This window comes from Shewanella sp. SM68, assembly GCF_025653925.1.
Classification (GTDB): Bacteria; Pseudomonadota; Gammaproteobacteria; order Enterobacterales; family Shewanellaceae; genus Shewanella; species Shewanella oncorhynchi.
In genome coordinates this window covers 413,827-426,357 of record NZ_JAKKRU010000001.1, presented here as the reverse complement: position 1 = coordinate 426,357, position 12,531 = coordinate 413,827, and the positions used below count along the sequence as shown (strand labels likewise).

8 protein-coding genes are annotated in these 12,531 nt (G+C 45.1%); 3 read left to right on the top strand and 5 right to left on the bottom strand.

What is annotated here, in order from left to right; genetic code table 11:
- Window positions 1-159: 159 nt before the first annotated feature.
- The 3 genes from L5M40_RS01835 to L5M40_RS01825 form a co-directional block, all read right to left on the bottom strand.
- Window positions 160-675, bottom strand: coding sequence for a hypothetical protein (locus L5M40_RS01835; RefSeq protein ID WP_263199571.1), 516 nt, complete (start codon window positions 673-675; stop codon window positions 160-162).
- Between the two features lie 396 nt (window positions 676-1,071).
- Entirely contained in the window at window positions 1,072-1,794 is a 723-nt protein-coding gene (locus tag L5M40_RS01830; RefSeq protein WP_263256199.1) for a hypothetical protein, read from the bottom strand.
- A 127-nt stretch (window positions 1,795-1,921) separates the two neighbouring features.
- The gene (locus L5M40_RS01825) at window positions 1,922-2,566 is read right to left on the bottom strand and encodes a hypothetical protein (protein ID WP_263256198.1); all 645 of its coding nucleotides are present in this window, start codon (window positions 2,564-2,566) and stop codon (window positions 1,922-1,924) included.
- A 534-nt stretch (window positions 2,567-3,100) separates the two neighbouring features.
- On the opposite strand from L5M40_RS01825, the gene L5M40_RS01820 reads away from it, so the two are divergent.
- From L5M40_RS01820 to L5M40_RS01810, 3 genes are all read left to right on the top strand, one after another.
- Window positions 3,101-5,344, top strand: a complete 2,244-nt coding sequence (locus L5M40_RS01820) for a hypothetical protein (RefSeq protein WP_263256196.1) — start codon at window positions 3,101-3,103, stop codon at window positions 5,342-5,344.
- Window positions 5,345-5,354: 10 nt separating this feature from the next.
- Window positions 5,355-7,055, top strand: a complete 1,701-nt coding sequence (locus L5M40_RS01815) for a toxin-antitoxin system YwqK family antitoxin (protein ID WP_263256195.1) — start codon at window positions 5,355-5,357, stop codon at window positions 7,053-7,055.
- A gap of 599 nt (window positions 7,056-7,654) precedes the next feature.
- The gene (locus L5M40_RS01810) at window positions 7,655-7,930 is read left to right on the top strand and encodes an acylphosphatase (protein ID WP_263256194.1); all 276 of its coding nucleotides are present in this window, start codon (window positions 7,655-7,657) and stop codon (window positions 7,928-7,930) included.
- Between the two features lie 67 nt (window positions 7,931-7,997).
- Here the strand turns inward: L5M40_RS01810 and L5M40_RS01805 are convergent, their stop codons facing one another.
- Window positions 7,998-8,999: a peptidoglycan binding protein CsiV gene (locus L5M40_RS01805; protein ID WP_263256193.1), complete on the bottom strand. Its 1,002-nt coding sequence runs from the start codon at window positions 8,997-8,999 to the stop codon at window positions 7,998-8,000.
- Window positions 8,999-12,484, bottom strand: a complete 3,486-nt coding sequence (mfd, locus tag L5M40_RS01800; protein WP_263256226.1) for a transcription-repair coupling factor — start codon at window positions 12,482-12,484, stop codon at window positions 8,999-9,001. Before mfd ends, L5M40_RS01805 begins: the two co-directional genes overlap by 1 nt.
- Window positions 12,485-12,531: the final 47 nt, after the last annotated feature.

Genomic DNA, 12,531 nt, shown 5'->3' with positions numbered 1-12,531 from the left:
GCGCATATTGATGCGGGACACATATTGGGCAAGGTTCTTGGTGTGCAGGTCAATACCCACAGATTATTGATCACTACAATGCAGATGACTTGGTAATATCATAGCAACAGTCTAGAACCACGGTGAACAGCTCCTAGACAGCGAGCCCCCGCAGTGCTTTTAGATTCTTTCACGTACGTAATCTCCTAATTCTATAATGTTTCCAAATTCAAGATATATACCTTTCCCATCTAGAAGCCTATATGACTTAAAATCTCTACGAAAGAGCACAACAGCATCTAATGTCTTTAATTGATAAACGAGCCACCAATTCTGCCCTTCCTTTTTTGGGTAGCTCTGACGACATGATTTTAGGTACTCTTTTATAGACAAACCACGAATTTTTCTTCTATCTAAATCTGCCTCCTTCATTACATCCGGAGGATAAACATATGCACTAAGTTTTGCAGCAGAGATACCTAAGAATTCCGCCTGTCTTACTAATTCACTTGAAGGATTAATTATTTCTTCCAGTTCTGACTGTGTGAGATTGCTATAAATGTTATCTTTACCACATATTCCGCAATGAAATGAAAGATTAATTTCATTGCTGGTCATAAAGTCATCAAAAAAACACGCATCGACTTCATTATATTTTTCACAATACTTACACTTTAATGATGCTGTTGTTGACATTGTTATCCCTACAAAAAGCTAACGTCTTAGTATTTATGCGCTGCGCTGTTTGCAGGGCATAAATCGCTTGTCGGACTTGGCCGCTGCCACATCCGTGTCAATTGGTATAAATGATGCTATAGGAATTTGCTTTTTTGCGGTAGCGTTTTTTATACCGTTTGAAGAGTAATTAGTTGATATCTATGACTGGATGTTACCCTATGAACCAGACTAGGAAAGTCTGATTCACTAGCTATTTTTTGGACAAAAGCGTGTTAGGCCATCAGTTGTAACAGGTGAATTTAGGATAAAAATTCCTGTGGATTAACGCCTAACTATGGTGCTGATAAAGCTTACTAAAATAGTGTGGCGAAGCGGAACCAAGCTAAGTTTAGCCGTTCTAACACAAGTTGCTTTTTATGCGTACTGCTCGATTATTCCAGGCAAACCAACAAATCTAATTTTTAAAACGTCATTGTGCTTTAACACTACTTCCAGTTCGTTTCTATCGTACATTACTGGGCTTGCTTGTATTGAACCATTCCATGATTTCATAAGTAATATTGCTGATGTTTCAGTGTCAATACCCCACCAATTTTCAACTAATTCATTCAAAAAATTAACTAGAGATTTTAAAGCAATTAATGCGTCCTCAGCGGTATAATCTAATGGATTTACTGCCATTTTTGTAACGTTACACTTTTCTATAACATCTGAATGTTCAGCTTTATGATAATAAGCTATTTTTGCGTCCCCCTCAGATGTAACGATGCTTTGCTCTATGACCTTAATTTTTGGATGTACTAAATTATTTCTTTGGTCTATTAGCTTTTTGATTATTTGAACTTCTTTATTTCCGCGAGGTAACGAAGAGTCTTTATGCCATTGAAGAATAAAATCAAATTTATCTAAGGTAGGAAACCTATCGATCTGGGCGCTGATCTTTGAACTTGTATCTAAAGTTTTAAGAAAAGAGTTTGCCGCCGCTTCTAAAGCATAATTTACAGATAGAATTGAGGACGTTGATAAAGCTCTGCTTACGTAATTGTTACGTTCATTAAAAGCCAAGTCATAGAGTAATACTGCATCTGAAAATAGAGAGAAAAAGCTATTATCAGTTATTTCTACAGAACGCTTCATACAACTCCTTTTATGCATCTTTTTCAAAAATAGTCGACACTTTTAAAAATACTAGAAGTTGGTCAATTCCTCTGGCACTGACAAAGATTTCTCTGGTGTTTCTGTCAAGTTTTCTGGCTTGAGCATTCTAAAGTCCGCCTAGCAGCTTAATTTCTCGCTCGTAAACATCTTTCCCTTTTGCAATAGTAAGAGAATCTGAATAGTCAATATTATTTGACTGTTCTGTTCGCTGAGTCATTTGCTCTGGAGAGTAGTCATCCATTTTGTATCGTTCTTTATGCTCAGCCAAAAGAGTTGCGTTATGGTATATAACCCCAAGAGTCTTTATTGCCGATTGAATATCCCCGAGGTTAATAGATGAGAATGGTCGACACAAACGCATAGCATTAATCATATGCTCTTGCTCTTCAAGATTAAATGATAATGCTTTCAGCCCATTTCTTTGCTCAAACGTTAGTTGGGAAAAGCATACAATACTCATATCACGTAGATAAAAACCATGTACTGGGCTAGGCAACTGAATACATTTTGTATAGTCTGAACATTCATATTTGGTGGCGCAATAGATCAAGCAATAAGCGTCATACAACGTATCCATAACTATTTTTGAATTTTTAGCAATATCCGCCATTTCGATATAAAGGACATTTTTATGAGATTTAATCTCATCAGTTCGAATGTAACGCGCAGAATAAAAACCAACCAAACCGGCTAAAAAGGCACCAACCACTGCACCAACTACTGCAACCAATGTATTCACCCAAATTTCCATTATTACACGTCCCTAATGTATAACCTTATTTCACAACAAAATATTTACCCAATGGCTTTCCTTGGATAATTCCTACTTTGCTCCTTTACTAAAATTAGGTCAACTTTCAGATGATAGCTCAGGGCTATGATCGCAATGCTAAAACGCAATGGTGCAATAGCTTTTTAGCTAAACGAACTGCGAAAGTGATAGTTAGGATTGGCATTACAGCTACAGTGATAGTTGACATGATGGGTGTCGCCGTCGAGCCTATAGGGATACTTCTTATTAAATAAAAAATCGGCGAGTCACTGGGAAACAATGACAATTAATGCAGCACAGCTAGCTTTTTGCATCAGTTATTGATGCCGGAATTCGTCATTAAAAACTTGCCTAAGATTGGTATTGCTGTACCTGTGACTATCTAAAAAGGATGTCTTTGTCGCGCACTCAGGTGTTGCGCTGGACAGGCAAAATAGCCAAAGCATTTTATTTACTGGGTATGAAAGGGCATAATGCGGCGCTTACTATTTGTTTGAGATACAAGGAATAACCATGAAGTACTTGGTTAGCGTAGTTGCATGCTGTTTATTATCGGCCTGTTCTTTTGGGGATGCTGATGTTGAGTTTACACCTGAAAAAGGGGAAGAGCGCTCGTATCAGCTATATAGCACCACTAACATCACTGTAGACAATGGTCAGCGTACCGAAACGGTTAACGCCACGTCACATCAATTGCTGCGTTATAAGGTCCTCGAAACAGGCAAAAACAGTCGGTTTCAAGTGCACGTCGATTATATGAACATGCGCGATGGTCAAGGGAGTGGCGTCAGTAGTGGCCAGCGGGCCGATCGTAATCCCGAAATGCACGCTATTTTCTCGCAGGGATTTGAATTTTCTTTAAATCTAGACGATGGCAGCGTTAAAGAATTCAGTGCATTGAACAAACCTGTATGGCAGGCCCTGCTGGCTGAACGCGGCGCAGAGCTTGAGCAGGAACTGAAAAAGCTCTTTAGCTCATCGGCCTTTCTTAGCACCATACCCGCCAAAGCGGGGGCGGTTGTCGCGCTTCCTACCTATCAAGGCCACGCCAATGCCAAGCTTACTGTATTGCAAGTCACTGATACGCATGTGTTAGTTAAAGTTGAAAGTGACGGCGAGCAAGCCAAAATATACGGTCAGCTGATGTTAGAACGTGAGCGGGGTTGGTTAGCGCAGTTAGCCTTAGTGGCAGAAGCGCCGTTTGAGCGCTACGGCTATAAGGGCACAGTGCGCAGCAACGTTATTATGTTGCCGCAGGAGCGCCAGTTGGGCGATCTGACGCAGTATTTAGGTTTTTATGATTTCCCAGTATTTGAGTATCAAAAACAACCTGACGTTGTGTTGGATAACGTCAATAAGACCTTAACCCAAGATGCTGTATTTGCCTATGATGCGGGCTACTTTTACCAGCAAGATGATTTATTAAAGCTGACTTATCATTATGACTTTTCAGGTTTTAAACCCGAAGGCGGGTTTAACTTAACCGATATCACAGCACACAGTGCGGATGGCACAGTACTGCCGCTGCAATTGAGCAAGGTAGGCAGTTACAGTTATCCAGAACAGGATGGTTTCCATCAGTCTGAGCAGCAGAATTTGCTTATCGGTTGGAATGCGCCGAATGACCTCTTAGCTCAGGTTGCTGAGTTTCGCGCGACTGCCCATTATCGCGGCGCGAAATTAGTCAAACTTAACCTGACCCCCGATCCCAGCAAAACTGTGGCCTTGCAGTATGAAGATATACAGCTGGAACTCTCGCCAATCCAAGATAAACCATTCAGTTATTTGCTGAAATCGCGAGGCAGCACTGACAAATCTTGGTTATACCGGCGCTTTGACGGTGCCGAAGGCGCTATGGTGAAATATCTTTCACCGCCGCCCACTGGGCCGGATTGGTTAACCCCGGCAGAGCAAAATATGGTGGCGTTGGCCTCAGCGGCACAATATGAATCGATCACACAGTTTACCTTTCCCGCAGCGCCGCCCACGCTGACACTCTATGTGAATACTGTGGTTGACAGTGGTGAACTGACTAAGAACATTCGTTTTATTCCGACTCAAGATTACGCGCAAAATGTCGCCTATCCGCCGGTGCAGCAACAACTGCTTTATAGTGATGATATGTATGCGTCCTATGTTAATCAGCCGCAAGTTACTGCACCTGAAGACCCCGCCTTACTTGAGCCGCAAGTCGTGGCCAAATACGGCGTCAGTTTGCTGTTAACTTCCGAGCAGGCAGCTGTGTGCACGCTCAGTGTTGTCGATGCACCTAAGGTCAACGGGCACACACTGCAATGGACAAACACAAGCACTAACACTAACAACACGGGTTTTGGTGGAGGGCTGGATAAGTTTGTGCTGTACCAACTGACTAGCGCCGATGGGATCCGCCGCAATTTTTACGACATCAATGTCAGCAGCACTTTGGCCTGTACCGGTACGCCAAAATGGCAAGCGCTAGCGTATCAACCCGAGCAAAGCTGGTTGATTGATATCACTCAGTTGCCGAATGTTGATACCCATCAAACCGTGGCCGACTTTATGCGGCGCTATCGTTTTTTAAATGCGCAAAATTTACAGCTAGCTCCTGCTATTCAAGGTGACAGCAGTGATTTTTATCAGCGTCCGTTGCAGCAAGTATTACGTGAGGAACGCTGGTTTGTACTGGCGGGGCGCGCAGCACAGATAGAGCAGCTGACGATAAGCGGAGAACCGGTCAATAAACAGTGGGTTAATACATTCCCTGCGTTACCTTAAGGAGCAGAATATGAGAGTCTTATTACTATTATCTGCGCTACTTATGTCGTTTAATCTGTCGGCTGAGCGAATTTTACTCGACGAACTATGGCAGCTTAGCGATGTGCCTGGTGAAGCCATTTATTATCAGGAGCAAGCACCAACAGAGAAAGATGGCGTGTGGCCGCTACAACTCTTTTATCTGGAGACGGATAAACCCGTTTTTAAGGGTAGCGTCAACAGTCCCAATTTAGCCGAGAGTTTTATCGTTGGTGATTTCGAGTTTTTCTATCCCGATGGTCAACTGTCTCGCAAGGGCAGTAGCGATGCACAAGGGCGTTATCAGGGCACACATCTGCATTATTGGGAAGACGGAGTGCTCTCGGGAGAGTACCACTACCAGCATGGCCAGTTGCATGGAGATCAGAAAAGTTACCATACTAATGGTCAATTAAGGGAGCTTCAGCATCGTGTGAATGGGGCTGAATTAGGATTATCGCAAAGTTATTTTAACAATGGCCAGTTGCAAACACGCGTAACCTACGGCGCTAACGGTATGGAAGGGCTATATGAAAGCTTTCATAACAATGGTCAGCCGGAGCAAACCGTTAATATGGTGGCGGGAAAAAGAGAAGGCGAGCGACTGTATTGGACAAAAGAAGGCTGGTTATACACTAAAGAGTTTTATCTTAAGGGGAAAATACACGGCGAAGTGTTGATTTACCGAGCTGCCGATGTGCTGCAAGCGATTAAACACTATGAACATGATAAACAGGTGGGAAACCAGCAGCGTTTTGATGAACAAGGGCGGTTAGCAGAGCTGCAAAAGTATGATAAGGATGGTCGTGAAATTCAACATATTACCTATGATAATGCCGGTAACGTTGCGACCCAAACCGAAACGCAATACCTCGCTAAAGGTCAGACTAGCACTGAACAGCGCTTCGATTCTGCGGGTAAGTTAACTTATCAATATCAGCAAGATACTGCAAAAGACTGGAGCTTACGTCAACGTTTTGATGCAGCAGGTGAGCTGATTGAACGTGATGAACAACTCAAGGGGCGATACGATGGCTTGTATATCGGTGCAGGCTGGAATGGTTATATCAGGCGGATAAACTACCGCAAAGGTCAAATGCACGGTGCATATCGAGAAGATAAGGCCGAGGACGGCGGCTTTGTCATCGGCCAATATCACTTAGGGTTAAAGTCTGGCAAGTGGGTCACAAAAAACGTGGATACGACGCGCAATGAGCAGTTTAACCAACAAGGTGAGCTGAGTAGTGAACAAACAGAAATCGCAGCCGATGGCACGATAATGCGCCGAGAGTTTTATAAAAACGCTAAGTTACATGGCGCGTATTTACTGCGTGGCTTTGATAAACAACTGCAAGCCCAAGGTCAGTATGTTAACGGTCAGCGCGAAGGCCAATGGCTGCTGCAAGATGAAAGCAGCTACAGCATGGTTAAGCTCTGGCATGGCAACTATAAAGCTGGACACGAAGTGGGTCACTGGCAGGCCTTTTCCGTCAATGGCCATTTATTAGGGCAGGCCCAGTATGATGATAAAGGTCAATTGCAAGGTAAAGGCTATAGTTTTAATGAAGATGGCAGCCTGCTGCAAAGTGATGAGTATCTTGATAATCAACTGCACGGCAGGTCGGTGTATTACTTTAATGGCGAACCCTCATCCGAGTATCGCTATCAAAATGGTCAGATGATCAGCGAGTAGCACTTCATCACCTACCCACACAATTAAGCAAAAACCGGCTAATTAGGTCGGTTTTTTGCTTTTTTGCATCTAGTTTGCTTGCCTTGCTTTATCGTCAGGCATACGCGCCGCTTGTCATTAAAGGGCTCACTTCTCAACCCCTCGTTTCGTGTTTACTAACTTGCCAGAACAAACACAATCTCAGCGTTAAACGTCAACACGCCTTTATACTTCTTTGGCTATCACAGGGGATGTTTTTAAACATGAACAATGCAGATGGGTGTACGAGCTGATTTTCAGCTAAAAGCATTATATTCATTCGTGATGGATAGTTTTACTTTTCAAACTCTTGAAAATAATTATTTATTGTGTAAAGTAGCGACCCTTGCTATTTTGTAACAAAATGATACAGAGTTGCTGTTTTATTTGTCCATTTATTGGATATCCCTTTGCGTATGTCGCCCGACACAGCTAGCAGCAGTCTTGTTAGCTGTTTTTTTTGCCTAAATTTAAATATTGTTTGTTTTTTGCTCTACAAATCCATAGGTTAACACTTAGCCTTTGGATAATTGCGGCTATGCTTATTTCTATAACAAGGTTCCGTGAAAAAGGAGCGTGAGATGAAGCGAGTATTAATTAATTTGACGGGAAAAGTGCAAGGTGTGGGTTGCCGTCATGCGACCTTGACTAAGGCCAGAGCCTTGGGCGTGACAGGATATGTAACCAATTGCCGCGATGGCAGTGTTGAAGTACTCGCCCAAGGCAGTGACATTGCTGTTAATGCTTTAATTGCTTGGTGCGAAGTAGGTGTGCCTTGCACTGAGGGATTAACCGTAACGGTAGGAGAAATCGAGGCTGATGATATCTACCTCGATTTCTCCATCGTTCAGTCTTAATTTAAACATACCGTGTTAACTTAACTGCACCGTTTTAACTTAAGAATTGTGCGGGTTGTGCGTTTGTTCAGTATTGGCCAACAGTCTGTATTGATTCGGCATTCTGATTATTTTGCATTGCACTGGGTTGCGCCATCTTGCGGATTTGGATCACCATGCCCATTTCGGGATGATCTAAATAATGGATTTCTTCACTCTTCACACGGCGGTTTTGTTCCAAAGGCACAGACATTAAAAATGGTGTCATGACTTTGGGCGCCGTGAGTGTTGCGCTGGTATCGGCCGCATCACTGGGTACGGCTGGCATTAATTTTCGGCCTTCTTTGCGCAAGTGCAATGCGGTTTCAATATACAAATAATGGCTTAAATAGATATTCAGCGTGCCATCTAATTCCCATACCGGTGATACAGCAGGTGCAAGCATTGGCGTGCCATCGGCATTAGTCATAGGCTCTGCTTGAGCTTGCTTAATGATTTTTCTGCCATCGAAGTGATAAGTACCTGAGAAATCTTTACCCGCAAATAAGCGTATGGGTACTGAGCCACTCTTACCACGCATAGGTTGTTGCCAAGCCATGTGCAGTAAACTGCGCGTACCACGTTCGCGGGAAATACTATTGATAATGCTCGCGAACTGACTTTGGCTGCGGGTTAACAACACTGGGCTGCCATTGGCTGTAGGATAACTGATCTGTGCGCTGCTGATTTCTGATGGGATCACCGGCGGGTAACGATATTCCACACTCGCAGGCGCAGCAGGCATAGGTTCTGACGTCGAGGTACCGTTTAAGGTTTCAGCGCAGTGGCTATTTGCATCAGCATCAAATACCAGTGTGCAAGGCGCAGATGCGCTGGGTATCGGCGTGATTGCTTGCGCGAGAGCGGGGGAGATTAAGTCTATTGCGTTATCGGTTTTCGTCTTGTTCGGCGCATCAGGCCATTGTTCACTTGACTGGCTTTGGCGTTCAAACACATAGACTTCAACCTCGAACCAAGCTTCTGCTTGGACGACCTGACTGTGTGATAGTGCAATGAGTGTAGCGATAGAGACCGCGAGTTTACGTAACACTATTTATCTCCAAGACGATGTTGCGATAATTGTTCTAGCAAGAGTTTCACTAAAGCGAGCCTGTCTTTACTGGTTTCGGCTGCAAGGCTGAACTTTAACTTATTCGGTCCTTCCATTCGATAGATTTGTGGCTGGCTTTGGAGTAATCCAATAATAAACACAGGATCTATGACATGATCATCACTAAATTCGATGCTGCCACCTTTACTGTGCACTTCTATTTTAGTCGCACCTAAGCGAGTCGCCTCATGTTTATAGAGGGTCATTTCCATTAAGTTACGCGTCGGTTCAGGTAATAAGCCAAAACGGTCGATCAATTCGACTTTTAACTCATCCAGCGCCGCCTGTGTTTCGCACCCTGCGATGCGTTTATAGAGCGACAGACGAATATTTACGTCGCTCACATAGGCTTCAGGCAGTAGGGCGGGGATACGCAGTTCAATTTCGCATTGCTGATTGAGCATTTGCGCCAGTGACGGTTCTTTGCCTTGTTTTAAGGCTTTTACTGCCGCTTCGAGCATTTCCATGTATAAGCTAAAACCAATTTTCGAAATATGGCCACTCTGTTCATCGCCCAAGAGTTCACCTGCGCCGCGGATCTCTAAATCTTGGGTCGCCAGCATAAAGCCCGCCCCGAGATCTTCAAGAGCATCAATGGCTTCTAAACGTTTGCGTGCATCTGGGGTCATACGTTTGGGATGCGGCGTCATCAAATAAGCGTAGGCCTGATGATGCGATCGCCCGACGCGGCCACGCAATTGGTGTAACTGCGCCAGACCAAAGGTGTCGGCGCGCTCAATAATAATGGTGTTGGCACTTGGGACGTCGATACCGGTTTCGATAATAGTGGTACAGACTAACACGTTGAATCTTTGATGGTAAAAGTCTGACATTACCCGTTCTAGATCGCGCTCACGCATTTGACCGTGGGCAACGACGACTCGCGCTTCAGGCAATAAATCGATAATGCCTTGGGCACATTTCTCAATACTTTCAACATTATTGTGCAGGTAATACACTTGGCCGCCACGGAGAATTTCCCGCAAAATAGCCTCGCGCACAGTCGCGGGATCCGATTCCCGCACAAAGGTTTTCACTGCTAAACGTTTGGCGGGCGGGGTGGCGATAATCGATAAATCGCGCATACCCGACATGGCCATGTTTAAGGTGCGCGGAATGGGCGTCGCGGTCAGGGTTAAGATATCCACGTTGGCGCGCAGCGCCTTGATTTTCTCTTTTTGACGCACACCGAATCTGTGTTCTTCGTCGATAATCAACAGGCCTAAGTTTTCAAACTTGGCCTCAGATTGCAGTAACTTGTGGGTACCGATAACAATATCGACTTTGCCTTCTTCCAATTGCTGCAGCACTTGAGTCTGCTCTTTGGCGGTACGAAAGCGTGACATCACTTCAGTGACCACGGGCCAGTCGGCAAATCTGTCTTTAAAGTTTTCATAGTGTTGCTGGGCAAGCAGTGTGGTCGGAACTAGCACGACCACTTGTTTGCCAGCGTTGACGGCCACAAAGGCGGCGCGCATGGCGACTTCGGTTTTACCAAAGCCCACATCGCCACAGACTAATCTGTCCATTGCGGTGGGCGATTGCATATCGGCTAACACGGCGATGATGGCGCTTTCTTGATCGACGGTTTCTTCGAAGGGGAAGCCGCGGGCGAATTGAGCGTATTCTTCTTCATCAATTGCGCAGCTTTCGCCAGGACGCGCTTGTCGACGGGCATAGACATCGAGCAGCTCGGCCGCGACGTCGCGGATTTTTTCAATCGCCTTTTTCTTGGCTTTAGCCCACGTCTCGTTGCCGAGTTTATTTAAGTGGGCGTCTTCATCGGCGCCAACACTGTAACGGCTGATGAGATGCAATGAAGACACTGGCACATACAGTTTGTCACCGCCAGCGTATTCTAATTGCAAGTATTCTGCGACCAGTCCACCCGTATCTAGGGTGACTAAGCCCCTATAAAGTGCAACGCCGTGTTCTAAATGTACTATGGGCTGGCCAACTTTGAGTTCGGCCAAGTTTTTAATCAGGGCATCATTACTGATCTGACGCTGTTTTTCACGGCGACGTTGCTGGGAAATACGATGGCCGAAGAGTTCAGTCTCACAAATGATACTGATACTTTCTTTGGCGCTGATTTGCAGCAAACAACCGCGTGACAGCGGTGATACGATAAGGCCTAACTTGGTATCACTTTGAATAAATTCATCAAAATGGTTAAACAGTGCAGGTTTTAACTGAATTTTAGCGAGTAATTCAAGCAGTGCTTCGCGGCGACCCTCGGACTCAGCGCTAAACAACATGCGTTTGGCGCTGCTGGCATAATCTTGCAGCGCTAGCAGCGGTTGCTTTAATTTATGATTGGCGCTGATGTCGGGCAGGGTGCTGGCGGCAATAACAACCGCTTTCGTTGTTTCAGTGCCATCTGTTGGCACTTGCATTTGATAACGTGGCAGCGGTTTAAAGGCGGCAAATAACTCTTCTATGAGTAAATACAGCTCTTTAGGCGCCAGTAATGGCCGCAGTGGATCAACGCGTCTGTCTTGATAGCGATGCTCGACTTCTTGCAGATGGGCGCGCGCCGACTTTTCGATATCGCCTAAGGTGACGAGTTGAGTGTCTTTGGGTAAGTAATCGAATAGGGTGGCTGTGTCATCAAAAAATAGCGGCAGGTAGTTTTCGATCCCCGCCGGCATCAAGTTACGGCTCACTAGCTGATAAACCGATTCAGGCTCTTTGACTATGACCTCAAAACGGCGGCGGTATCTTTGCCTAAACCCTTCTATGGCCGAACTGTCGGTTGGGAATTCCTTCGCGGGCAATAGGCGAATCGAGTCGACAGGTTGCAATGAGCGTTGGGTTTCTGGATCAAAATGGCGAATGGTTTCCACTTCTTCATCGAATAGCTCGATGCGCAGTGGCATATTCATCCCCGTTGGGAAGATATCCAGAATCGATCCGCGAATGGCAAACTCGCCATGTTCATACACTTGCTCCACCGAATGGTAGCCAGTGTCGGTTAAATGTTGGCGTACATCGTGTAACTTGTAGCTATCACCCTTTTTGAGCACAAACACGTTGGCGCTTAAATAGGCCTTAGGTGGCAGGCGTATCATCAAGGTGGTGACGGGCACGATAACGATATTTTGCTCAATCTGAGACAACTGCGATAGCGTTTCGAGTCGCTGGGAGATTAAATCCTGATGGGGCGAAAAACTGTCGTAGGGCAAGGTTTCGCGGTCAGGGAATAATCTGACCTTAATGCCTGTTTTACTGAGCAAATAACTCAGCTCTAACTCTAAGCTTAAGGCACTTGGCGTGTCACTGGTGACGACTAAGGTCGTTCCCTTATGTTGACGCGCTAAATTGGCGAGTGTAACGGCTTGGCAGACGCCGCCCACGGTGGACAGAGTCTGAGTTTGAGTGCCATTTTTGACGGCTGGCGGCGTTAGGGCTGATATGTGAGTCATTGGCGTGCGATAAACTGATTCATTCACAAAGAGTTGCAGACATTGTA